This is a genomic window from Microbacterium sp. GQ128, from assembly GCF_059758615.1.
Map to the genome: position 1 here is coordinate 309,680 of NZ_JCAXDY010000001.1, position 22,782 is coordinate 332,461.

27 protein-coding genes are annotated in these 22,782 nt (G+C 68.7%); 15 read left to right on the plus strand and 12 right to left on the minus strand.

Annotation, left to right across the window (positions count from 1 at the left end; genetic code table 11):
* Nucleotides 1-117: 117 nt before the first annotated feature.
* Nucleotides 118-1,038, plus strand: coding sequence for a heme o synthase (locus tag AC6CHX_RS01485; protein WP_498272015.1), 921 nt, complete (start codon nt 118-120; stop codon nt 1,036-1,038).
* A gap of 73 nt (nt 1,039-1,111) precedes the next feature.
* Here AC6CHX_RS01485 and AC6CHX_RS01490 read toward each other — a convergent pair whose 3' ends face one another.
* Nucleotides 1,112-1,576: a hypothetical protein gene (locus AC6CHX_RS01490; RefSeq protein ID WP_498271379.1), complete on the minus strand. Its 465-nt coding sequence runs from the start codon at nt 1,574-1,576 to the stop codon at nt 1,112-1,114.
* 66 nt (nt 1,577-1,642) lie between these two features.
* Entirely contained in the window at nt 1,643-2,749 is a 1,107-nt protein-coding gene (locus AC6CHX_RS01495) for a COX15/CtaA family protein (protein WP_498271380.1), read from the minus strand.
* A 233-nt stretch (nt 2,750-2,982) separates the two neighbouring features.
* Between AC6CHX_RS01495 and sufB the strand changes: the two genes are divergently transcribed.
* The 7 genes from sufB to AC6CHX_RS01530 all read left to right on the plus strand — a co-directional run bounded on the left by sufB (nt 2,983) and on the right by AC6CHX_RS01530 (nt 9,658).
* Entirely contained in the window at nt 2,983-4,401 is a 1,419-nt protein-coding gene (gene sufB / locus AC6CHX_RS01500) for a Fe-S cluster assembly protein SufB (RefSeq protein WP_136042033.1), read from the plus strand.
* Nucleotides 4,401-5,606 (plus strand): Fe-S cluster assembly protein SufD, encoded by a 1,206-nt coding sequence (gene sufD / locus AC6CHX_RS01505; RefSeq protein WP_498271381.1) that lies wholly within the window; start codon nt 4,401-4,403, stop codon nt 5,604-5,606. Before sufB ends, sufD begins: the two co-directional genes overlap by 1 nt.
* On the plus strand, nt 5,603-5,929 hold the full coding sequence (locus AC6CHX_RS01510; RefSeq protein ID WP_017830403.1) for a non-heme iron oxygenase ferredoxin subunit: 327 nt from the start codon (nt 5,603-5,605) through the stop codon (nt 5,927-5,929). The genes sufD and AC6CHX_RS01510 overlap by 4 nt, the downstream gene beginning before the upstream one ends.
* 3 nt (nt 5,930-5,932) lie before the next feature.
* The gene (sufC, locus tag AC6CHX_RS01515; protein WP_136042035.1) at nt 5,933-6,703 is read left to right on the plus strand and encodes a Fe-S cluster assembly ATPase SufC; all 771 of its coding nucleotides are present in this window, start codon (nt 5,933-5,935) and stop codon (nt 6,701-6,703) included.
* Between the two features lie 9 nt (nt 6,704-6,712).
* Nucleotides 6,713-7,042, plus strand: coding sequence for a metal-sulfur cluster assembly factor (locus tag AC6CHX_RS01520; protein ID WP_021200756.1), 330 nt, complete (start codon nt 6,713-6,715; stop codon nt 7,040-7,042).
* Between the two features lie 94 nt (nt 7,043-7,136).
* Complete coding sequence (locus AC6CHX_RS01525; RefSeq protein ID WP_498271382.1) at nt 7,137-8,291, plus strand: MalY/PatB family protein; 1,155 nt, start codon at nt 7,137-7,139, stop codon at nt 8,289-8,291.
* Nucleotides 8,288-9,658, plus strand: coding sequence for an MFS transporter (locus tag AC6CHX_RS01530; RefSeq protein ID WP_498271383.1), 1,371 nt, complete (start codon nt 8,288-8,290; stop codon nt 9,656-9,658). Before AC6CHX_RS01525 ends, AC6CHX_RS01530 begins: the two co-directional genes overlap by 4 nt.
* On the opposite strand, the gene AC6CHX_RS01535 is transcribed toward AC6CHX_RS01530, so the two are convergent.
* On the minus strand, nt 9,621-10,205 hold the full coding sequence (locus AC6CHX_RS01535) for a TetR family transcriptional regulator (protein ID WP_498271384.1): 585 nt from the start codon (nt 10,203-10,205) through the stop codon (nt 9,621-9,623). The genes AC6CHX_RS01530 and AC6CHX_RS01535 overlap by 38 nt on opposite strands.
* A gap of 67 nt (nt 10,206-10,272) precedes the next feature.
* Here AC6CHX_RS01535 and AC6CHX_RS01540 point away from each other — a divergent pair, with 67 nt between their 5' ends.
* Nucleotides 10,273-10,971, plus strand: a complete 699-nt coding sequence (locus tag AC6CHX_RS01540; protein ID WP_498271385.1) for an energy-coupling factor ABC transporter ATP-binding protein — start codon at nt 10,273-10,275, stop codon at nt 10,969-10,971.
* A complete protein-coding gene (locus AC6CHX_RS01545; protein ID WP_498271386.1) occupies nt 10,968-11,561 on the plus strand; it encodes an energy-coupling factor transporter transmembrane component T in 594 nt (197 codons plus the stop codon). The genes AC6CHX_RS01540 and AC6CHX_RS01545 overlap by 4 nt, the downstream gene beginning before the upstream one ends.
* Before the next feature lie 2 nt (nt 11,562-11,563).
* Here the strand turns inward: AC6CHX_RS01545 and AC6CHX_RS01550 are convergent, their stop codons facing one another.
* The 4 genes from AC6CHX_RS01550 to AC6CHX_RS01565 all read right to left on the minus strand — a co-directional run bounded on the left by AC6CHX_RS01550 (nt 11,564) and on the right by AC6CHX_RS01565 (nt 15,529).
* Complete coding sequence (locus AC6CHX_RS01550; protein ID WP_498271387.1) at nt 11,564-12,874, minus strand: acyltransferase family protein; 1,311 nt, start codon at nt 12,872-12,874, stop codon at nt 11,564-11,566.
* 98 nt (nt 12,875-12,972) lie between these two features.
* Nucleotides 12,973-13,644 carry a response regulator gene (locus AC6CHX_RS01555; RefSeq protein ID WP_498271388.1) on the minus strand — a complete coding sequence of 224 codons (672 nt, stop codon included), beginning with the start codon at nt 13,642-13,644 and terminating at the stop codon, nt 12,973-12,975.
* Complete coding sequence (locus AC6CHX_RS01560) at nt 13,641-14,906, minus strand: sensor histidine kinase (RefSeq protein ID WP_498271389.1); 1,266 nt, start codon at nt 14,904-14,906, stop codon at nt 13,641-13,643. Before AC6CHX_RS01560 ends, AC6CHX_RS01555 begins: the two co-directional genes overlap by 4 nt.
* A 5-nt stretch (nt 14,907-14,911) precedes the next feature.
* Nucleotides 14,912-15,529 carry a DedA family protein gene (locus tag AC6CHX_RS01565; protein WP_136042044.1) on the minus strand — a complete coding sequence of 206 codons (618 nt, stop codon included), beginning with the start codon at nt 15,527-15,529 and terminating at the stop codon, nt 14,912-14,914.
* Nucleotides 15,530-15,692: 163 nt separating this feature from the next.
* Between AC6CHX_RS01565 and abc-f the strand changes: the two genes are divergently transcribed.
* Genes abc-f through AC6CHX_RS01585 form a run of 4 tightly spaced genes read left to right on the plus strand, consistent with a single transcriptional unit; the run spans nt 15,693 to nt 19,098 of the window.
* Nucleotides 15,693-17,291, plus strand: a complete 1,599-nt coding sequence (gene abc-f, locus AC6CHX_RS01570) for a ribosomal protection-like ABC-F family protein (RefSeq protein WP_376106346.1) — start codon at nt 15,693-15,695, stop codon at nt 17,289-17,291.
* Between the two features lie 51 nt (nt 17,292-17,342).
* A complete protein-coding gene (locus AC6CHX_RS01575; protein ID WP_498271390.1) occupies nt 17,343-18,005 on the plus strand; it encodes an HAD family hydrolase in 663 nt (220 codons plus the stop codon).
* A 44-nt stretch (nt 18,006-18,049) separates the two neighbouring features.
* Complete coding sequence (locus AC6CHX_RS01580) at nt 18,050-18,667, plus strand: pyridoxamine 5'-phosphate oxidase family protein (RefSeq protein WP_498271391.1); 618 nt, start codon at nt 18,050-18,052, stop codon at nt 18,665-18,667.
* On the plus strand, nt 18,664-19,098 hold the full coding sequence (locus AC6CHX_RS01585) for a cupin domain-containing protein (RefSeq protein ID WP_498271392.1): 435 nt from the start codon (nt 18,664-18,666) through the stop codon (nt 19,096-19,098). Before AC6CHX_RS01580 ends, AC6CHX_RS01585 begins: the two co-directional genes overlap by 4 nt.
* A gap of 15 nt (nt 19,099-19,113) precedes the next feature.
* Here AC6CHX_RS01585 and AC6CHX_RS01590 read toward each other — a convergent pair whose 3' ends face one another.
* From AC6CHX_RS01590 to AC6CHX_RS01605, 4 genes are read right to left on the minus strand one after another with little or no spacing between them, the layout of a single operon-like run.
* Entirely contained in the window at nt 19,114-19,926 is an 813-nt protein-coding gene (locus AC6CHX_RS01590; protein ID WP_498271393.1) for an SURF1 family cytochrome oxidase biogenesis protein, read from the minus strand.
* Entirely contained in the window at nt 19,923-20,117 is a 195-nt protein-coding gene (locus AC6CHX_RS01595; RefSeq protein WP_498271394.1) for a hypothetical protein, read from the minus strand. The genes AC6CHX_RS01590 and AC6CHX_RS01595 overlap by 4 nt, the downstream gene beginning before the upstream one ends.
* Nucleotides 20,114-20,461 carry a DUF3099 domain-containing protein gene (locus AC6CHX_RS01600; RefSeq protein ID WP_498271395.1) on the minus strand — a complete coding sequence of 116 codons (348 nt, stop codon included), beginning with the start codon at nt 20,459-20,461 and terminating at the stop codon, nt 20,114-20,116. The genes AC6CHX_RS01595 and AC6CHX_RS01600 overlap by 4 nt, the downstream gene beginning before the upstream one ends.
* 51 nt (nt 20,462-20,512) lie before the next feature.
* Nucleotides 20,513-21,190, minus strand: a complete 678-nt coding sequence (locus AC6CHX_RS01605; RefSeq protein WP_498271396.1) for a DUF4190 domain-containing protein — start codon at nt 21,188-21,190, stop codon at nt 20,513-20,515.
* 165 nt (nt 21,191-21,355) lie between these two features.
* Here AC6CHX_RS01605 and AC6CHX_RS01610 point away from each other — a divergent pair, with 165 nt between their 5' ends.
* Nucleotides 21,356-22,066: a beta-ketoacyl-ACP reductase gene (locus AC6CHX_RS01610; protein ID WP_029261772.1), complete on the plus strand. Its 711-nt coding sequence runs from the start codon at nt 21,356-21,358 to the stop codon at nt 22,064-22,066.
* Nucleotides 22,067-22,081: 15 nt separating this feature from the next.
* Here AC6CHX_RS01610 and AC6CHX_RS01615 read toward each other — a convergent pair whose 3' ends face one another.
* The gene (locus AC6CHX_RS01615; RefSeq protein ID WP_498271397.1) at nt 22,082-22,777 is read right to left on the minus strand and encodes an alpha/beta fold hydrolase; all 696 of its coding nucleotides are present in this window, start codon (nt 22,775-22,777) and stop codon (nt 22,082-22,084) included.
* Between the last annotated feature and the right edge of the window lie 5 nt (nt 22,778-22,782).

Genomic DNA, 22,782 nt, shown 5'->3' on the forward strand with positions numbered 1-22,782 from the left:
GCGAGTGCTCTCAGCATAGCGAAGACGACTGTCGTGCCACGCGAGACGGCGGCGCGGACGACGTCATCCGGTGTCATAGACTGGAGAGGTTGTCCGGTCACATGTGCGGAGGAGGCGATCGAAATCTCGACGATGTCTGATCAGACCGTGAGGGAGTCGTCCGTCGGTCGCACGGTGAAGGCCTACATCACGCTCACCAAGCCGCGTGTCCTGGAGCTTCTGCTCGTCTCGACCGTTCCGGTGATGTTCCTGGCGCAGGGCGGCCTGCCGAACCTGTGGCTGGTGCTGGCGACCGTCATCGGCGGCTCGTTGAGCGCCGGTTCCGCCGCCGCGTTCAACATGTACCTCGATCGAGACATCGACGCGCACATGCATCGCACCGAGAATCGGCCGCTGGTCACGGGCGAGGTCAGCCCGCGCGGTGCGCTGATCTTCTCCTGGACGCTCGCGATCGTCTCGACGGTCTGGCTGCTGGCCACGACCAACTGGCTGACCGCCGCGCTGTCGGCGACGGCGATCTTCTTCTACGTCGTGATCTACACGATGATCCTCAAGCGGCGCACCGAGCAGAACATCATCTGGGGCGGCATCGCCGGGTGCTTCCCCGTTCTCATCGGCTGGGCCGCCGTGACCGGCTCCCTCGACTGGCCGGCGTTCATCCTCTTCCTCCTGATCTTCCTCTGGACGCCGCCGCACTACTGGCCGCTGTCGATGAAGTACAAGGACGACTACGAAGACGTCGACGTGCCGATGCTGGGTGTCACCCGCAACGCCTCGCAGGTCGGTCTCCAGGTCATCCTGTACGCGTGGGCGACCGTGGCGTGCTCGCTGCTCCTCGTCCCGATCGCGAACATGGGCCTGGTCTACACCGTCTCCGCGACGGTCTTCGGCGGATGGTTCATCTACGAGTCGCACCGGCTCTACAACCGCGCCGTCCGCGGCACCGAGCCGCGGCCCATGCGCGTGTTCCACGCCTCGATCACCTACCTGACGCTGATCTTCGTCGCGGTCGCGATCGATCCGCTGCTGCCTTTCTGACAAGACGCTTCTGAAACGACGGAGCGGCGCCGATTCCTCGGCGCCGCTCCGTCGTTCTTTTCCGCTCGGTAGATCAGCGGATGATCGTCGAGTCGTCCGGCTTCGCGTCGGAAGGGGCAGCTGCGTCGTCCGCGTCGGCGGCGGGCACCACGTCGACCGCGGCGGCCCCGGATGCCGGCGCTGCCGCGGAGGATGCGGCGGTCTCGGACGTTGCGGTCTCGAGCGGAGCCTGCTCCGGCGCCGCGGTCCAGTCGATGGCCTCGACGACGGCCGGGGCCGGGGCGGGCACGAGCGAGCGAGCGGCGACGAGCCCGAGAGTGAGCAGGATGCCGACGATTCCGGCCGCGAGGACGCCTGCGCCCACGACGACGAGCGACTGGCCGACATACACCTCGACGCCCGTGGCCGTGCCGTCGAGCAGCGTGGTCGTCATCGTCCCGATCTGACCGGAGATGAGCCATCCGCCGACTGCCGTCGTGGCGAGGGACACGACCAGGAGGAGCCAGAATCCGATGCTGCGTGAGAGTGACTTGTTCATGTCGTCCACGATCGCGGACGCGCTGATGAGTCGGCGATGTGCGAGCTGTGGATCGCCTGTGCGGGATCAGTCCTCGACGGGGACGGCGCGCTTCAGGTGCAGCACGACCACGGTGTATGTCGCGGCCGAGAGAGACGCGAGCACCATGTGGATGCCGACCAGCAGCGGTGGCAGTCCTTCGCGCGCCTGCCAGACCCCGACGCCGACCTGCACCAGGATCGCGAGCACGAGCACGAGCAGCCAGCGCCGCGGTTCCAGGCGCAGCGCCCAGGCGGCGACCGTGAGGAACAGCACCAGCGCAGCGAGGATGTAGCCGGGCCACGAATGCACATGGGCGAGCACGGTCGCGTCGAAGCCGTGCCGCAGCACATCCGCGTCACCGGAGTGGGGCCCCGATCCGGTCGTCAGCACACCGAAGACGATCGTCACGGCGAGTGCGAGGCCGGTCACGTGGGTGACGGCCGCGAACCACGCGGGAACCGCGCGCTCACGGCGTCCGCCGTCCTGCTTCAGGCGCACCAGGAACGCCGCCGTGATGCAGACGAGCAGCAGGGACGACGTGTAGTGGAAGCCGACGATGAAGGGGTTGAGACCGGTCAGCACGGTGATGCCGCCGACGAGCGCCTGTGCCACCACACCGATGAGCACGAGCCACGCGAGTAGGACGAGGTCGCGTCTGGAGGGAGTCGTGCGGACCGAGCGGACGGCCGCCGCGATGACGGCGATCAGGAGCACACCCAGCGCGATGGGGGAGGCCGGGAAGTGCAGGGGGGCGGCGATGGCGAACGCGGCGACGGCCGCGACGATTCCGCCGGCGGCGTACCAGAGCGCGGTGACCAGGCCACGCTTCCCGCTGAAGAGGTGCAGGACCAGCAGCACGACGGCCAGCGCGATGATCCCCACCACGCCCGTCATCAGCCGGTTGCCGAACTCGATGATCCCGTGGATGCCCTGCACCTCGAGGATCGGCACAAGGGAATCGGGCGTGCACAGCGGCCAGTCCGAGCATCCGAGACCGGAACCGGTGAGGCGCACGGCGCCGCCCGTGCCGATGATGATGGTCTCGCTGATGAAGGAGAGCCAGGCGAAGACCGTCAGCACCCGTCCCCACGGAGCAGAACGGGGTGGAGCCGTCCGCGTCGGAGTGGAGGCGGGGATCGTCGTCTCGGGCATTAGTCCTCCGGACCGCGCTGGAACCGGCGGGCATGGCCCGTCTGTCAGGCGGAACCTGTAGAATCGGATTGTTGCGATGAGCGCTGACAGCGCTGCAGCATCGTCAACAGTTTAGGCGCGATGGAAGCGCCGGTGATGAGGGCCCACCAACGGCACCCGCTCCCGCAGACTCGACGGGGATCAGGTGTGTCGGGGCGGATGACACCGTTTGGGACCTGTGAGGAGAGTGTTGGATGTCGGATGTACTGATCGACCGCCCGGAGCTTGACGGTCTGGGGGTGTACGAATTCGGCTGGCACGATGAGGACGCCGCCGGCGCCATCGCCAAACGCGGGATCTCGGAAGAGGTCGTGCGGGGGATCTCCGCCCTCAAGAACGAACCCGAATGGATGCTGAAGACCCGTCTCAAGGGATACCAGCTCTTCGGCCGCAAGCCGATGCCGACCTGGGGTGCAGACCTCAGCGAGATCGACTTCGACAACATCAAGTACTTCGTCCGCTCGACGGAGAAGCAGGCGCAGACGTGGGAAGACCTTCCCGCCGAGATCCGCGAGACCTACGAGCGCCTGGGAATCCCCGAGGCCGAGCGTCAGCGGCTCGTGGCCGGCGTCGCGGCTCAGTACGAGTCCGAGGTCGTGTACCACCAGATCCGCGAGGACCTGGAGCAGCAGGGCGTCATCTTCATGGACACCGACACGGCGCTACGCGAGCACCCCGAGTTCTTCGAGGAGTACTTCGGCACCGTCATCCCCGCCGGCGACAACAAGTTCGCGGCGCTGAACACGGCCGTCTGGTCGGGCGGCTCGTTCGTCTACGTCCCCAAGGGCGTGCACGTCGAGATTCCCCTGCAGGCATACTTCCGCATCAACACCGAGAACATGGGTCAGTTCGAGCGGACCCTGATCATCGCCGATGAGGACAGCTACGTCCACTACATCGAGGGCTGCACCGCCCCGATCTACAAGTCGGACTCGCTGCACTCGGCCGTCGTCGAGATCATCGTGAAGAAGAACGCCCGCGTTCGCTACACGACGATCCAGAACTGGTCGAACAACGTCTACAACCTGGTCACCAAGCGCGCCGTGGCATACGAGGGCGCGACCATGGAGTGGGTCGACGGCAACATCGGCTCCAAGGTGACGATGAAGTACCCGTCGATCTACCTGATGGGCGAGCACGCCAAGGGAGAGACCCTCTCGGTCGCCTTCGCCGGTCCGGGTCAGCACCAGGACGCCGGCGCGAAGATGATCCACATGGCTCCGTACACGCAGTCGTCGATCGTCTCGAAGTCGATCGCCCGCGGCGGAGGACGTGCCGGGTATCGGGGTGAGGTCCGAGTGGACGCTGCGGCCCACCACTCCGCGAACACGGTGCGCTGCGACGCTCTGCTCGTCGACACGAAGTCCCGCTCCGACACCTACCCGGCGATCGACATCCGCGTCGACGACGTGCAGCTCGGCCACGAGGCCACGGTCTCGAAGGTGAGCGAGGAGCAGCTGTTCTACCTGCAGTCCCGTGGCATGCCCGAGGACGAGGCGATGGCGATGATCGTGCGCGGCTTCATCGAGCCGATCGCGCGTGAGCTGCCGATGGAATACGCCATGGAACTGAACAAGCTCATCGAGATGGGCATGGAAGGATCGGTCGGCTAGTGACCGCCGCTACGACAGCGCCTGCCGAGGCGCAGCACACGAACGCGCACATCGACCCCGCAGCCCAGGTCGCCGCAGCCGGATTCGTCCCGGTGCAGACCCGCTCCGAGCGTCCGCACTCCTTCGAGCCGTCTGACTTCGGCGCCCCCACCGGGCGCGAGGTCAACTGGAAGCACACGCCGGTCGCGCAGCTCACCTCCCTGTTCGAGGTGGCCCCGCAGAACGACGGCGTGAGCTACACGGTCAACGCGGGGGAGCAGTACATCGCCGCTCCGCTCGCGATCGGCGCCGCCCCCCGCGGCGAGGTCTTCCTCGCGGAAGACGTCACCGCCGCCGTTGCCTGGCAGGGAGCTGCCGAGGCCCTGCACGTGCGGATCCCGCGCGAGGAGGAGGTCGCCGAACCCGTCTTCGTCTCGATCGCCGGTCTCGGCGCCGATCGCCGTGCGGACGCGCACATCGTGATCGAGGCGCTCGAGCACAGCTCGGCGACGGTCGTCCTGCAGCACACCGGGTCCGCCCAGTACGCGCAGAACGTCGAGATCATCGTCCGCGACGGTGCGAAGCTCACGGTCATCAGCCTGCAGCAGTGGGCGGATGACGCGGTGCACACGGCCGCGCACCAGGCGCGGGTCGGTGCGGACGCGACCCTCAAGCACTTCGTCGTCAGCTTCGGCGGCGGCGTCGTGCGCGTCAACCCAAACGTCGAGCTCGCCGGTGCCGGCTCCGAGGGCTACCTCTACGGCCTCTCCTATGCCGACGCCGGGCAGCACCTCGAGAGCCAGGTCTACCTGCACCACAAGGGACCGCACACCAAGGGCGACGTCCTCTACAAGGGTGCGCTGCAGGGTCAGGGTGCTCACAGCGTCTGGATCGGCGACGTGCTGATCGGAGCCGACGCCACGGGCACCGACTCCTACGAGGCGAACCGCAACCTGGTCCTCACCGAGGGTGCCCGCGCCGACTCGATCCCGAACCTCGAGATCGAGACGGGCGACATCCTCGGAGCCGGGCACGCCAGTGCGACGGGTCGTTTCGACGACGAGCAGCTGTTCTACCTGCAGGCGCGCGGTATCACCGAGGAGGAGGCGCGGCGACTCGTCGTGCTCGGCTTCCTCACCGACATCGTGCAGCGCCTCGGCATCCCCGCCCTCGAGACCGAGCTCCTGGCGGCGATCGAGGCGGAGCTGGCCGAGGTGAGTGCATGACCGCCGAACGCGTCTGCGGAGTCGCCGACCTCGAACAGGACATGCCGTTGCGTGTCGACCCGGGCGGCGTGCCCATCACGGTGATCAAGGACGGCGAGGGAGTCATCCACGCCATCGGCGACACCTGCACCCACGGCGACATCTCGCTGTCCGAAGGCTTCGTCGAGGGCGACACGGTGGAGTGCTGGGCACACGGCTCCGCCTTCTCGCTGCTCACCGGCAAGCCCCAGAATCTCCCCGCATATGAGCCCGTCCCGGTCTACGTCGTCCAGATCGACGGCGACGACGTGCTCATCGATCCGACTGTGATTAAGGAAGTTTGAAGAATGTCTGTTCTCGAGATCCGCGACCTGCATGTGACGGTCGAGACCGATGCGGGGACCACCCCGATCCTCAACGGAATCAACCTCACCATGAACACCGGTGAGACCCACGCCATCATGGGCCCCAACGGCTCGGGCAAGTCGACACTGGCCTACACGATCGCCGGTCACCCGAAGTACACGGTGACCTCCGGTTCCATCACGTTCGACGGCCAGGACGTCCTGGAGATGACGGTCGACGAGCGCGCCCGCGCAGGGCTCTTCCTCGCCATGCAGTACCCGGTCGAGATCCCCGGCGTGACGGTGACGAACTTCCTCCGCACGGCGAAGACCGCACTCGACGGCGAAGCGCCGGCGATCCGCGGCTGGACCAAGGACGTCAAGGCGGCCATGTCGAACCTGCGCATGGACCCGAAGTTCGCGCAGCGCAACGTCAACGAGGGCTTCTCCGGCGGTGAGAAGAAGCGCCACGAGATCCTGCAGCTCGAGGTGCTGAAGCCGAAGTTCGCGATCCTCGACGAGACCGACTCCGGTCTCGATGTCGACGCGCTCAAGATCGTCTCCGAGGGCGTCAACCGCGCGAAGGAGTCCACCGGACTCGGCGTGCTCCTGATCACGCACTACACCCGCATCCTCCGCTACATCCGCCCCGACTTCGTCCACGTGGTCGTCGCGGGCAAGATCGTCGAAGAGGGCGGCCCCGAGCTCGCAGACCGGCTGGAGAACGAGGGATACGACCGTTTCCTCGACCCTGCAGCCCCCATCGAGGCGTAGGCTGATCGCATGACAGCGACCCTCACGGACGAGAAGTACGATGCGGTCACCGAGGCTCTCAAGGACGTCATGGACCCCGAGCTCGGGATCAATGTCGTCGACCTCGGCCTCATCTACGACCTCGCCTGGGATGACGAGAACGATGCTCTCGTCATCCACATGACGCTGACCAGCGCGGGCTGCCCGCTCACCGACGTGCTCGAGGACCAGACCGCTCAGGCTCTGGACAGTGTGGTCGACCGCTTCCGGATCAACTGGGTGTGGATGCCACCGTGGGGTCCGGAGCGGATCACGGACGACGGGCGCGACATGATGCGTGCGCTCGGCTTCGCCATCTGACGAGCGCCAGATCGCTGCCGCAAGGCGGCACGACGATGCGCGCGTCGGAACGGATGACACGTCGACGGCGCGTGTCGGGACCTCGGGAGGTCGAATGCTTCAGGTGAAGGCCCTGCCTCTGGCGGAGCTTCGCGAGCGCAGCAGCGAGAAGTGGCGTGAGTACCCGGCCGATGTGCTTCCGCTGTTCGTCGCCGAGACCGACTTCCCGCTCGCGCCGGCGATCTCCGCCGCGCTGCGGCGGGCCGTGGAGATCGGCGATACCGGGTATGTCGCATCGCGGACGCCGCTCGCCGAGTCATTCGCTGCTTTCGCGGACCGCCGCTATGGCTGGCTGCCCGACCCCGCGAGAATGCGGAGCACCGCGGACGTGAGCATGGGGATCGTGGAGATCCTCCGCCGCGTGACCCAGCCGGGGGAGCGAGTCGTCGTGACCCCTCCGGTGTATCCGCCGTTCTACGACCTGGTCGCCGAAGCCGGGGCAGAGGTGGAGCGAGTTCCGCTGCGTGACACGGGGACACGCTGGGAGCTCGACCTCGACGGCATCCGTGCCGCCTTCGAAGACGGAGCGACGGCGATCCTGCTCTGCAACCCGCACAATCCGACCGGCACGGTGCATGACCGCGACACCCTCGCCGCTCTGGCCGAACTGGCGGATGAGTTCGGCGCGGCCGTCGTCTCGGACGAGATCCACGCCCCGCTCGCCCAGCCGGGGACCGGATTCACTCCGTTCCTCGCGGTGAGCGATGCGGCCGAACGCGTCGGCTATGCGGTCGTCAGCGCTAGCAAGGCCTTCAACCTCGCGGGTCTGAAGTGCGCCCTCATGGTCACCGCCGACGACGCGACGACCGAGGTCGTGCGTGGACTGCCCGTCGAGGTGGAGTGGCGCACCGGGCAGTTCGGTCTGCTCGCTGCCGTGGCGGCGTTCTCGGAAGAGAGCGACCCCTGGCTCGACGGGCTGCTGCGCACCCTCGATGAGAACCGTGTGCTGCTCCAGGACCTGCTGGCCGCGCACCTCCCGGGTGCCCGCTATCGCATCCCGGACGCCGGCTACCTCGCGTGGATCGACCTCTCCGCACTCGGCTGGGGCGACAATCCCGCGCGACGCATCCTGCGCGATGCGAAAGTTGCCCTGCACTTCGGACCTGCCTTCGGCACCGAGGGCGCGGGTCACGTGCGCCTGAACTTCGGCACCAGCCCGGAGATCATCACCGAGGCGATCGAGCGCATCGCGGCGCTCGTGGGTCGATGACGACTCCGGCAGACGCCGCGACGATCTGGGACCGCCAACGCATCTGGGTGACGCTCGGCGCGGTCGCGCTGATCTTCCTCGCCGCCGTCGAGGCGCTCGCGGTGACGACGGTCATGCCGATCGTCAGCGAGGCTCTGCACGGCGAGGCCCTCTACGCCGTGGCGTTCGCCGGCACCCTGGCGACGAGTGTGATCGGCATGGTCGCCACGGGCGCATGGTCGGACACCCGCGGACCGCGCGGGGCCCTGTACGTCGCCGTCACGCTCTTCATCCTGGGTCTGCTGATCTCGGGCTTCGCGGTGACGATGGACCAGTTCCTGATCGGTCGACTCGTCCAGGGCCTGGGTGCCGGCGGACAGACGGTCGCGCTCTACGTCGTCGTCGCGAGGCTGTATCCGCCGCACCTGCACGGGCGCATCTTCGCCGCGTTCGCAGCAGCCTGGGTCGTGCCTTCGATGGTGGGGCCGTTCCTCGCCGGCGCCGTCGCTGAGTACCTGGACTGGCGGTGGGCGTTCCTCGGTGTCGCCGTGCTCACGGCGGCCGCCTTCGTCATGATCGCGGTCCGACTGCGCGGTGTCGATCTCGGTGGAGGCGAGCCGCAGGACCGGCGCGCGCTCGTCGTCCGGCTGGTGCTGGCGGTGGTGGTGGCGGTGCTCGCCGTCGTGGTCGGCTTCTCGGCGAAGCTGGCCCCCTCGATCGGGTGGCCCGTGGCGCTCGGCGCCGTGCTGGCGATCGGCTTCGCGGTACTCCCGTTGCTGCCGCGACGCACCCTGCGGGCGGGCCAAGGACTGCCGAGCGTGGTGCTCATGCGCGGTATCGCGGCGGGCGCGTTCTTCGCGGCCGAGGCCTACATCCCATACCTGCTGATGAAGAAGTTCGACTTCAGCGCAACGTGGGCGGGGGTCGCTCTCATGCTCGCCGCGCTGGCGTGGGCGGGAGCCTCGGCGCTGCAGGGACGGTTCGGTGAGCGGCTGGGGAACCACCGCATCACAGTGATCAGTCTCGGCTCACTGCTCGTCGCGATGCTGTGCGTTCTCGTCGCCGCGCTCTTCGACGTCTCAGCGGCCGTCGTGGTGCTCGGCTGGGCGTTTGCCGGCGGCGGGATGGGACTGCTCTATCCGCGACTGACCGTCCTCACGCTCGCGTACTCGGACGAGACGAATCAAGGATTCAATTCCTCCGCGCTGTCCATCTCGGACGCCACGGGCTCAGCCGTCGCCATCGCGCTGGCCGGGCTCGCGGTGGCCTCTCTCGGGGGCCAGGCCAGCGCGTTCGGGGCGGTCTTCGCGTTCTGCATCGGGCTCGTCGTGCTCGCGTCGGTTCCGGGCCTCAGGCTCGGACACGCGGCGGAGTCGCCGGTGCGGTGAGTGTTCCCGCGAGCGCGGAGACCCCGAGGTCGAAGATGCGGTCGAGTCCGGCCGTGACGTCGATCTCGTCTGCGCGAGGGAGGGCGCCGTGGCTGTCGGCATGCATGCGCTGCTGCACGAGCGTGGCGTGGCCGAGGACGAAGTGCAGGATGGCGGCGGCCCTGTCCTCGGCGTCGGTCGCACCCTGCGTGCGCAATGCTGCGGTGAGCACCGACTGCGCGTGGGACGAACCGAGTTGCAGGGCATACGTGCTGAGCACCAGCTCGGCGCCGTCGCGGTAGGCGAAGAGGGCATCGCGGATGCTCCGAGCCGTGGTGAGGACGTCGGCGGTGTGCTGGGGGATCGAGGACGTGATCCGGTCGGCGAGTTCGGCGAGGAGCTCCTGCTTGCTGGAGAAGTGCCAGTAGAGGGCACTGGGCTGCACATCCAGCCGGGCCGCGATACGCCGCATCGAGAGATCGGCGAGCCCGACCTCGTCGAGGAGAGCGAGCGCGCTCCGGGCGACGCTGTCACGGTCGTGTCGTGCCTGATTCGTCTCCGGACTCATCCTCCGATTATAGTGAACGACGTTCAGGTGAACGGTGTTCAGGTCGCGTCGCTCGGAGGGATCCCGCATGGCAATCACCCGCGAGGCAGGTATCGGGACGATCGACGTGGATGCGGTCTCGGTGCTGCTCGACGGACGCCCTGTGCTGCGAGATGTCTCCGTGGCCCTGACGGCTCCGACGATCGCGGTGATCGGTGCGAACGGGTCGGGGAAGTCCACGTTCGCCCGGCTGCTGAACGGACTCATCCCCCCGAGCACGGGGAAAGTGGCGGTGCACGGCCTCGACACGGTGCGCGATCGTGCGGCCCTGCGTCGCCGGGTCGGATTCGTGTTCACGAACCCGGATGCGCAGATCCTCATGCCCACCCCGGCCGAAGACCTCGCGCTGTCCCTGCGTGGTCGGACGAAGGCGGAGGTCGCCCAGCGCGTCAGAGACACCCTCGCCGCCCACGGGCTGGCAGAGCACGCCGATGTGCCCGCATCCAGCCTCTCGGGAGGCCAGAAGCAGATGCTCGCCCTGGCCGCCGTGCTGATCGCCGAACCTCAGCTCATCGTCGCCGACGAGCCGACCACACTCCTCGACCTGCGCAATTCTCGGCGCATCGGCGACCTGCTTCTCGCGCAACCGACTCAGGTCGTCCTGGTGACGCATGACCTCGAGCTGGCCGGGCGGTGCGAGACCGCGATTCTGTTCGAGGAGGGGCGAGTCGCGGCCGCCGGAGAGCCGTCCGCCGTGATCGCCGCATATCGTCGAGCGTGCGGATGATCGCGCTCTACCGTCCGGGGAGCAGCATCCTCCATCGCGCGCCGGCCGGGCTCAAGCTCGCGGCGCTGGCGGTCGGCGCACTCCTCCTGTCGCTGTATCCCCATGACGCGGCGAGCATCGCCCTCTCGCTCCTGGGCGTTCTCGCGCTGTACTGGCTCGGGGCGATGCGCATCCGTGTGCCGTTGCTCGAGGTCTGGCGTCTGCGCTGGCTCATCCTCGTGCTCGCTCTGGCGCTCGTGATCTTCGTCTCGCCTCTCGCCGCGTGGATCAGCACCGGGCGCGTCGTGGCGATACTCCTGCTGGCGAGCCTGCTGACGCTCACGACCCGGATGGCGGATCTCGTGGCGGTGATGCAGCGGATCGTGCGGCCGCTCCGTCGATTCGGTCTCGATCCCGCCGCGGTGGCGCTGACGATCTCGCTCACGATCACGACGATCCCCGTGATCGCCGGATTCGCTGATCGCGTGCGGGACGCTGCACGGGCTCGCGGTGTGCGGTTGGGCGTGCGTGGGGTCGTGCCGCTGCTCGTCCTCTCCCTGCGGCACGCCGACGAGGTCGGCGACGCGCTGGCGGCACGGGGCCTCGGCTGACCCTACGCGGGAACAAGGGTGCGCGCGCCGACAGGCGGCAGCGGCATCGTGCGCGACGAGAGCCGGAGTGCCGCGAGGATCAGGGCGACCGCGATCAGGGCCGTCGCGACGGACGTGCCCAGCACCAGGAGCATCAGGACGCCGATCAGGCCGCTCAGTGCTCCGACGACGAGCCGCGGCACGGAACCGGTGGCCTGCGGCGCCGGCTGCGACTCGAAGCGGGTGAAGGCAACGGCGACGACCGCGGACAACGCGAGCGCCATCGCGAGCCAGAGCGGGCGGCCCGCCCACCAGTCCGCGCTGTCGAGCGCCGGCAGCGTGACGCCGGCGACGAGGGCGTAGACGGCGGTGGCGCCGGCCATCACCAGCAGGACAGGCATGTGCCACAGGTAGATCGTCATCGTGCGCACCGTCACGAACGCCGTGAACGCGGCGACACGCGGCCGACGGCTGAACCGCTCGATGCGTTCGCGGTGCAGGGAGAGCAGGCTGGTGTGCGCGACGCCGACGAGGAGGAGGGCCGCGGTCGGCGGGTTGATGTTCGCGATCAGATCGGGGGAGTAGACCCCGGTCAGGAACGTCGCGACGAGCAGGAGCAGAGCGGCGATGCCCGCTGCCGCACGCACGCGGCGGCTGAGACGCCCGATGCGTCCGTCGGCGAGGAAGAACCCGAGCTGCTGCAAGGTCATCCACACGAAGGCGAGATTCAGGAAGCCGAGTCCTTCGAGCCCGGTCGCGGCGCGCAGCACGTCGATGGCGATCGACGCGGCGACGAGAACGCCGATCGTGCGGTACGGGGCGCGCGCGTGGGCGGCGGCGAGTGCGGGCAGCAGCGCCTGGCACAGCAGGAAGACGCCGAGGAACCAGAGCGGCTGTCCGTACCGGAACCCCGCGGTCGCGATCAGATCGGCAGGCACGCCGAAGACCGTGAGCAGCGCGAGTCCGATGCCGACGATGGCGATCGTGAAGACGGCGGGCCGCAGCAGGCGATGCAGTCGTCCGGCCACGAAGCCGACAGCGGTCCCGCCGCGCTCCCGCATCCGTCGGTAGGCGAGGAGTCCCGAGAAGCCTCCGATCACGAAGAACAGCGGCATCACCTGCAGGAGCCAGCTGAGCGGCGCGATCCACGCTGTGCCGTCGCTGGCGTTCGTGAAGACGGGACCGGACGCGTCGACGGTGACGCCCACCATGATCGAGTGGAGCAGGACGACGCCCAGGACGCAGAGCGCCCGGACGAAGTCGATCCCGGTGTCGCGGGACGCGCGTTGCGGAGGCGCGATGATGCCGACAGTGGGTGCCTGGACGGTGGTCATGAGTCCTCCTCGGGAGCGGTGTCCCAGGAGACTATGGACGCGGTGTCCGCTGATGCATCACCCTCGGGTGCCGTTACGACCCCCTACGAGGGTGTGAGTCAGGAAGACGGCTCGACGAGTCCGGTGTCGTAGGCGAGGATCACGGCGTGCACGCGGTCGCGTAGGTTCAGCTTGGCGAGCACCTTGCCGACGTGCGTCTTGACGGTCTGCTCCGCGATGAACAGGTCGGCGGCGATCTCGGTGTTGGAGCGCCCCTTCCCGATCAGGACCAGCACTTCGCGCTCGCGGTCGGTGAGCTCGGCGAGCGTGGTGGCCGAGCGCGGTGCGCGGGGCCTGCGACCGGCGAACTGCTCGATCATGCGTCGGGTGACGCTCGGCGCGAGGAGTGCGTCCCCGTCCGCCACGACGCGAACCGCGTGCACGAGCTCCTCGGGCAGCGCGTCTTTCAGCAGGAATCCGCTGGCGCCGGCCTCGAGGGCGTCGTACACGTAGTCGTCGATGTCGAACGTGGTGAGCATCAGGATCCGGGGGACATGGGCGGCCGGATACGACGGACCGAGAATCCGCCGAGTGGCTTCGATCCCGTCGAGTTCCGGCATGCGCACGTCCATCAAGATCACGTCCGGATCCAGACGCGCCGCCAGGGTGACGGCCTCGGCGCCGTTCGCCGCTTGACCTGCCACCCGGATCCCGTCGTGGGCATCGAGCAGAGCGGCGAAGCCGGCACGCACCATGGCCTGGTCATCGGCGATGAGGACGCTGATTGTCACGGATTCTCCTTGTCGAGCGAAGTGGCCGTTTCTACGCCGGAGTCGTCGGCGCTCAGGGGGAGCACAGCCTCCACATCCCAGCCGTCATCGGATGCGGGGCCGGCCGAGAGGCTGCCGCCCAGGATCTCGGCACGCTCGCGCATGCCACGCAACCCGTAGCCGCCGCCGGGGCCGTCGGAGGCACGGGGCGGCGCTCCGTTGTGCACCTGGATGCGGATGCTGCGAGCCTCCGCGTGCAGCCGTACGGCGATGCGGGCACCGGGAGCATGTCGCACCGCGTTGCTCAGCGCCTCCTGGACGATGCGGAATGCGGCGATCTGCACCGAGGCCGTCGCGGCGGCAGCGGCTTCCCCACCCTCGAGCACGAGGCCGACCTCGACGCCGGCTCGACGGATGGTATCGACCAGCGCCGGGATGTCGTCGATGCCCTGCTGGGGAGCGAGTTCGGCGGTCTGATCCTCGGTGCGCAGCACGCCGAGCATGCGCCGCATCTCGGTCAGCGAGCTGCGGGCGGTCGCGGCGATGTCATCGAACTCGGCGGTCGCCGCGTCGCTGAGCGCCGGGATGCGGTACTTGGCGGTCGACGCCTGCACCTGGATCACGGACATGCTGTGCGCGACCACGTCGTGCAGCTCCCTCGCGATCCGCGTGCGTTCCTCCACGAGCGCACGACGGGCTTCCTCGAGAGCACTGTGCTCCTTCTCGCGCGTCAGCTCGGCCGCGACGCGGACACGCCCGGCGACGAGCGCGGCGATGAGGAAGGTCGCGGAGGCCACCGCGGTCGTGACGATGAGGTCGGCCGTGGCGCTGGCGGACGACGCGGGCACGGCCACCATGTCGGGGCGGAGCATGGGCGCCAGCAGAGAGGCGATCGCTCCGAGGATCAGTGCGAAGGCTCCGAGTCGAGCGCCGTGGAGGAACGTGACCACGCCGACGAAGAGGGCGAACGTGAGGAGTGCGGGGACGGACCAGGGCCACGGCGACTGGATCGCGAGTTCCGGCACGACCGTGAGCGGCAGGATGAGCGCCCCCGCGGTGAACAGCCCGATGGCCCATACCGGGCGGCTGATCGCGACAAAGGGCGAGAAGCACAGCACCGCGCCGAGGATGAACGACAGCGGCAGTGGAGTGCCGGACAGGATGGTCTGGAGCGGCACGAGGATCGAGTACAACGCCACGACCGCCCCACCCAGCGCCCAGAGGGCGAAGGTGCGGCGGCTGATCCGTTGGCGCAACGGTGTGCGCTGTCGTCGGCGTGCCATGCCTGTCATCCTGCCAGTTGCGGCTCGGGTGCGCGGCGGCGCCGGGCCGCGGCGATGCGGTCGATCACGAAGCCGATCACCAGTGCGATGACGATGCCGAGACCGGCGCTGAGCAGTGGCTGGTCCTTGATCCAGGCGCCGGCGAGCAGACCGATCGCCAGGCTGAAGATGCTCCAGCTCGCGCCGGCGATCAGGCTCAGAGGCAGGAAGCGCCGCCACGGGAACCCGAGCGCCCCGGCGGACATGTTGACGGCCACGCGTCCGACCGGGATGTAGCGGGCCCCGAGGATGAGGGTGGCGCTGCGCCGATCGAGGGCCTGCTGCGCGTACGCGAACGTCGCAGCCACGCGGGGGCGCCTCATCCAGGCGAAGCGGGTGGTGCCGAGACTGCGGCCGATCACAAACGCGATGTTGTCGCCGATCGTCGCGCCGATCGCGGCGACTGCGCCGAGGAGCAGGAGGTTCCCGTCGCCCGTCGATGCGGCGACGGCCGCGGCGGCCACGAGCACCGTCTCGCTCGGCACCGGCGGGAAGAAGCCGTCGATCACGGTGACCGCGAACAGGACCAGGTACAGCCATGGGGAGGCGATGGCCTGCATGATGAGCTCGTTGAGGATGTCCACTCCTGCACGCTATGCAGCGCGTACCCGGGCGGTCATCCCTCTGCGGTATCGCCCGCCTCACTCTCCGGGCTGATCTTGCTGACCGCCGCTCCCGGCCACGGCGCTTATACTGGGAGGCTGGCCGATCGGCCGAACACCCTCCCTGAAAGAACGGACGTCCGCTGTGCTTGCCGTGCACGACCTCGAGATCCGCGTTGGCGCGCGCCTGCTGATGGAGAACGTCTCGTTCCGCGTCGCCGACGGAGACAAGATCGGACTCGTCGGCCGCAACGGGGCCGGGAAGACCACGCTCACCAAGGTGCTCGCCGGTGATGTCCTGCCCTCCGGCGGCAGCGTGACGCGCTCCGGCGAGCTCGGCTACCTGCCGCAGGACCCGCGCTCCGGCAACCCTGAAGACCTCGCGCGCACGCGCATCCTCGATGCCCGCGGACTGGGACAGCTGAACCTCGGCATGACCGAGGCGGCACTCGCGATGGGCTCGGACGATCCCGCCGTCGCCGACAAGGCGATGAAGCGCTACGCCCGCCTCACCGAGCAGTTCGAGGCTCAGGGTGGATATGCGGCAGAGGCCGAAGCAGCCTCCATCGCGAACAACCTCTCACTCCCGGACCGCATCCTCGACCAGCCGCTGTCGACGCTCTCCGGCGGTCAGCGTCGCCGCATCGAGCTCGCCCGCATCCTCTTCTCCGATGCCGAGACGATGATCCTCGACGAGCCCACCAACCACCTCGACGCGGACAGCGTCGTGTGGCTGCGTGAGTTCCTCAAGGGCTACAAGGGCGGACTGATCGTCATCAGCCACGATGTCGAGCTGGTCGGTGAGACCGTGAACCGCGTGTTCTACCTCGACGCGAACCGCCAGATCATCGACACGTACAACATGAACTGGAAGAACTACCTGCGCCAGCGGGTGGCCGACGAGGAGCGCCGCAAGAAGGAGCGCGCCAACGCCGAGAAGAAGGCGACGACCCTGCAGCTGCAGGCGGCTCGCTTCGGCGCCAAGGCGTCCAAGGCCGCGGCGGCGCACCAGATGATCGCGCGCGCCGAGAAGCTGCTCGCCGGACTCGACGAGGTCCGTCAGGAAGACCGGGTCGCGAAGCTGCGATTCCCGAAGCCTGCGCCCTGCGGCAAGACCCCGATGATGGCGAGCGGCCTGTCGAAGTCGTACGGTTCGCTCGAGATCTTCACCGATGTCGACCTCGCCATCGACCGCGGCTCCAAGGTCGTCGTGCTCGGCCTCAACGGCGCGGGCAAGACCACTCTGCTGCGCATGCTCGCGGGCGTCGACAAGCCCGACACCGGGCAGCTCGAGCCGGGCCACGGCCTCAAGGTCGGCTATTACGCGCAGGAGCACGAGAACCTCGACGTGAACCGCTCGGTGCTGGAGAACATGGTCTCGGCCGCGCCCCACATCACCGAGACCGAGGCGCGCAAGGTGCTCGGCTCGTTCCTGTTCACCGGCGACGACGTGCTGAAGCCGGCGGGAGTCCTGTCCGGTGGCGAGAAGACGCGTCTGTCGCTCGCGACGCTCGTCGTCTCCTCGGCAAACCTGCTGCTGCTCGATGAGCCCACCAACAACCTCGACCCCGCCTCGCGCGAGGAGATCCTCGGTGCCCTCGCGCACTACGAGGGTGCTGTCGTCCTCGTCTCCCACGATCCTGGCGCGGTGCAATCGCTCAACCCCGAGCGCGTGCTGATCCTGCCCGACGGCGTCGAAGACATCTGGAGCCAGGAGTACCAGGACCTCATCGAGCTCGCCTAGCAGGGGGCGCGGGCGCGTGTCGGTGACCCGTTGTAGCGTGGCGGCACGAGTATGGGTCACATCCGCGCCGTGTGCTGGGACTGGAACGGCACGCTGCTCGACGACGCGGAGATCTGCCGTCAGGTGATGAACGCCGTGCTCGAGGAGCACGGTCTCGATCCGCTGACCGATGAGCACACGTACCGATCGGTGTTCCGGTTCCCGATCCGCGACTTCTACGGCTCCGTCGGACTCGGCGACGACAGGTTCGTGGCGGCCGCGACGACCTACCTCGACCTGCTGGCGTCGCGCGTCGGCGAGGCGCCGCTCCACGCCGAAGCGAGTGCCACACTCGAGGCGCTCCACGCACGCGGCATCCGCCAGGTCCTCGCCTCGGCGACCCTTCCCGAGGCGTTGGCGCAGCAGATGGCCCCGTACGGTCTGGTCGATGCCTTCGAGGACGTCCTGTCGATCGACGACCCGTATCGAGCGTCGAAGCACGACGTCATCGCGCGGTGGCTGACGGCATCCGGCCTCCCGCCGAGCGAAGTACTCATCATCGGTGACACCAACCACGACCGGGAGATCGCCGACGACCTCGGCACGGAGTTCGTCCACTTCGACGGCGGACACCAGAACTGGTCCGGCGACACCCGTCGGATCGCGACGCTCGGCGAGCTGCTCGACCTGCTGACCCCGATCGCCGATCATCGCGCACTGAGGGAACTCGCCTGAACGATCCGGCGCGTGACCGCTGGTCCCGTGGCATAGTCGGGAGCATGTCGACAGAGCGGGATCTCCTTTCGTCAGAGCTCAGCCGGTGGCTCCGGGCTCAGCCCGCGCTCACCGGCGCGGCTCCGCAACTGGCACTCGCCGATCTTCCTGACGATCCGGTGTCGCTCTTCCTCGACTGGATCGGGACGGCCGCCGGCGCAGGCGTTCCCGAGCCGCACGCCGCCACCCTGGCGACGGTCGATGACGACGGCGTGCCGGATGCGCGCACACTCATCCTCAAAGACGTCGATGAGCGTGGATGGGCCTTCGCCGGACCACGGTCGTCTCGAAAGGCTGCGCAGATCGCCGCGCAACCTGCGGCGGCGTTGAACTTCTGGTGGCAGCCGCTCGTGCGGGCGGTGCGGGTCCGCGGACGGGTCCAAGAGGGGTCAGCCGCGGAGAGCGCCGCAGACCTCGCCGCGCGCTCCGCGGCCGCCCGTGAGGGTGTCAGACCAGGGGAGTGGGTCCTCTGGCGGATCGTCGCCGCACGAGTCGAGTTCTGGCAGGGTTCGCCCGAACGCGATCACTCGCGGATCGTCTACGAGCGCACGGAGACGGGGTGGACCTGCGTGGTGACCGGGCGAGGGGCCGACAGGCGAGAGAACGTGAAGGAGCCCGCATGAGCAGTTATCAGGTGGTCGATATCGGAGCGCTCGATGAGTGGCGCACGCACCACGGCGGATTCGATGCGGCGCGGTCGCGGGATGGTCGCCGAGTCGTCGACCATGAGCTGACCATGCAGTACATCGGCATGACCGCGAATGCGCTCGAGCCCGGCGAAGAGGCCGGCTACTGGCACGTGCACCGGAAGATCGAAGAGGTCTACGTGTTCCTCGACGGTCGTGGCCAGATGGGGCTGGATGACGACGTCGTCGAGGTGGGACCGGGCACGGTGATCCGAGTGGGGCAGGGCGTCGCCCGCACCTGGCGTGCGCGGCCGGACAGCATCGGCGAGCTGCGGTGGCTGTGCATCCGCGCGGGCGGCGAGGAGCTGCCCCGCCTGCCGGACGACAGTTCCCGATTGCCCGAGCGGCCGATGCCCTGGACGGACTGACACCGCGCGAGTCGGTCAGCGGACGTCGAGCAGCTCGTCCTCGACGTCGGCGTCGTGGTCCTTGCGCCGCGGAGTCTTCACGGGGGCCGGCGCGCCTTCGACCTCCTCGCGGTGCTTCACGATCTCGGTACGGATGATGTAGCCGATGAAGATGAACCCCATCAGCGCGAACAGGATCCACTGGATCGCGTAAGAGAGGTGGGGGCCCGGGTCGTCGGTGGGGGAGTCGAAGCCACCCAGCGCGCCGGATCCGGCCGGCTCCTCGGACACGACGCGGCCGTAGGCGCTGGTGATCACATCCCCGTCGGTCAGCGCGGCGATCGAGGGCAGATGGATGGTCGGCACCTGTCCTTGCGGCGCGCCGCGACCGGATGCGGGCAGCTGTTCTCCGGGCCGCAGGCGCACCGTCACCTCGGCCTCGCCCGGCGGCGGCGACGGCACCGAGTCGGGCTCAGCACCCTCGCCCGGCGCCACCCAGCCGCGATCCACGATGAACACGCGTCCGTCGGCGTTGCGGAACGGCACCAGAACCTCGAAGGCGCTCGTCCCGCCGTGCGGGCGGTTGCGCACCAGGAGCTGCTGGTCGGCGAGGTACTCGCCCTGCAACGTGACCGGGCGCCATTCGTCGGAGGGATCGAGTGCACCGTCCTCGCCGATGACCTCGGCCAGCGGAACGGGATCCGCATCATAGTTCTGCTCGACGAGTTCGATTTGCGCGGCACGGGTCTCGTTCCGCTCGAACTGCCAGTTCGACAGGAACACGCACGCGATCGCGAAGCCGATCGCGATGAGCACATACACCGCCCACCGGGTCAGACGCCGGCTCATGCGGGAACACCGTCGCGGACGGTCACCGGGAAGTCCCGTGCGGCCAGGTAGTCGCGGAGGAAGTCGACGTGGTCGTCACAGGCCAGCCAGACCTTCTCGCGGTCGGCGGCATGGATGCGGGGATTTCGCCACACCACTTGTCTGGTCGCCGCGCTCCGGCAGCCGGCGCGCGAGCACTCGAGGTCTGTCATCGCTCTTTCGGGCCTTCGTGGATCGTGAACACCTGCGGGGCAGGTGCCTCGGACTCGATCGGGGCGGGCTCCGAAGCCTCCAGCTCGCGCAGAGGCGACTCCGCGGTGGTCTCGTTGCTGTCGCTTCCGGCGTTCGCGAAGACGACGGCGATGTACGGCAGCACGGCGGCCGCGATCCCGAAGACCCAGGTGTACCAGCCATACGGCTGCACGAGGACCATGAGCCCGAAGCACACGATGCGGATGGTCATCGTCAACGCGTAACGGCGCACACGATGATCAGCCTCATCCCGCGGAGACTGCGGCAGTGAGGTGACGGCCGGGACTTGACGCGCGTTCTTCACGATGCCCCAAGCCTACGCCGGTGCAGCCCTCCCGGCGTGCCGTTCGGTGACTCAGCTCGAGAACAGGAACGGCAGGCTGAAGACCCCGACGAACAGGAAGCTGATGATGGTGCTGACGATCGTGAACGCGCCGATCGCGACCACCGCGTAGCCGAGGATGAGCCCGGCGATGGCGAGTCCTCGTCCTCCGATCCCCGGCTGTCGCTTGATCTGCCCGAGAGCCATGTGGCCCGTGATGACGGCGGCGATCGATGCCAGCACCGGGATGATGGCCCAGATCAGGACGACCCCGGCGATGCCGCAGATGAGCGAGGCGACCGCCAGCGGGCTGGTGGGACGGGTCGCGGCGGCCGGAGACCCCGCGCTCGGGTAGGCGCCGTAACCGGGCTGCACAGGCGGCGGGGCATAGCCGGGCTGAGTGGGCGCCGCGCCGTAGCCGGGCTGTGCCGAGGGCGGAGCGTAGCCGGGCTGCGGAGAGGCCGGGGCGTATCCGGGCTGTGCGGGTGGGGGAGCGTATCCCGGCTGGGGCGCCGCAGGCGCCGGGGCGCCGGATGCCGGATATCCCGGAGGTGCGTAGGTCGGCGCGGCTCCCGGGTGGCTCTGCGTCGGCTGTGGGGCGGGCCGCACCGGGTCGGCGGGAAGTGCCGGAGTGGCCGCGGGCGCGGCGGGCGCGGACGGCGGTGTCAACGGCGGCTCGCCACCGGGAGAGGGGATGCGGTTGTCGCTCACGATGAAGCCTTTCGTCTCGATCAGGGTTCCAGCAGCGTTCCCGTCTGTCAAACGCCAAGACGCGGCCGACCCGGGCGCCCGGGAGCAGTCGGCGGCGGCATGGTCGATAGGATCGATGACGGCCCGGGACCGCGGGCCGACCGGCCAGATCAGGAGTGTCCCCCCATGAGTGCTGAGCGCGTCGTCCTCGTCACCGGCGGCAATCGCGGCATCGGCCGCGCCATCGCGGAGCGCTTCGTGCGCGACGGCTACCGCGTCGCCGTCACGGCCCGCAGCGGCGAAGGCCCGGAGGGGACTCTCACCGTCCGTGCCGACGTGACGGATGCCGCAGCTCTCGACGCGGCGTTCACCGAGGTGGAGCAGCAGCTCGGCCCGGTCGAGATCGTCGTCGCGAACGCCGGCATCACCAAGGACACGTTGCTCCTGCGCATGAGCGAAGACGATTTCGACAGCGTCGTCGCAACGAACCTCGGCGGCACCTTCCGGGTCGTCAAGCGGGCATCGAAGGGCATGCTCCGCGCACGTTTCGGCCGCATCATCCTGATCTCGAGCGTCGTCGGGCTGTACGGTTCCGCGGGGCAGGTCAACTACTCCGCGTCGAAGAGCGCGCTCGTCGGCTTCGCCCGTTCGATCACCCGCGAGCTCGGCGCGCGAGGCATCACAGCCAACGTCGTCGCCCCGGGGTTCATCGAGACCGACATGACGGCGGAACTCCCGGAAGAGACGCAGAAGCAGTACAAGGCGAACATCCCGGCCGGACGGTTCGCCACTCCCGATGAGGTCGCGGGTGTCGTGACCTGGCTCGCCGGCGACGACGCCGGGTACATCTCCGGAGCGGTCATCCCCGTGGACGGCGGCCTCGGGATGGGGCACTGACCCCACCCTGCACCGTCAGCGGGTGATCGCCCCGTCGAGCAGTTCGGCGAGACGATCGGGAACGGTGAACTGCGGCCAGTGGGCGGAACCGATCCGGATGACCTCGGCGTCTTCGATCGCGCGGTACTCCTCGGCGAACGGCCCCCACTGGTCGATCATGCCCTCGAATGTCGCCTGGTCGAGGTCTCCCATGAGCAGTGTCACCGGCACGCGGTAGCGCGCGGGGTCGGTGAGGGAGACGCCGTCGGTGGGCACTCGTGCGGGGACGCTGGATGTGAGCGGCGCCGTGCGCGCGCGTGTGGCCTCATCGAGGTCGTGCACGTCTTCGTCCTCGAAGAAATCCCAGCCGGGAAAGGGAACGACCCCGTCGACGATCGGGAACTCGCTGATCCCGTTTCCGGGCGGCGGGGGGACGGTGTCGACGAAGATCACTTGGCTCACGCGGTCGGGGCGCGCATCGGCGACACCCCATGCGACGTTGCCGCCTCCGCTGTGGCCGACGACCACGACATCGCCGTCGACCTCGTCGACCGCGGCGACGGCGGCGTCGACCCAGTCGGCGATGCCGATGTCGGAGGTGACAGCCGCGGGCTCACCGAGCCCCGGCATGGTGAGGGCGTGCACGCGGTGCCCCGACCGTTCGAGAGCGGGGATCACGTCGTCCCAGCTCGAGGCGTCGAGCCAGAGTCCGGGGATGAGGATGATGTCCATGTGCC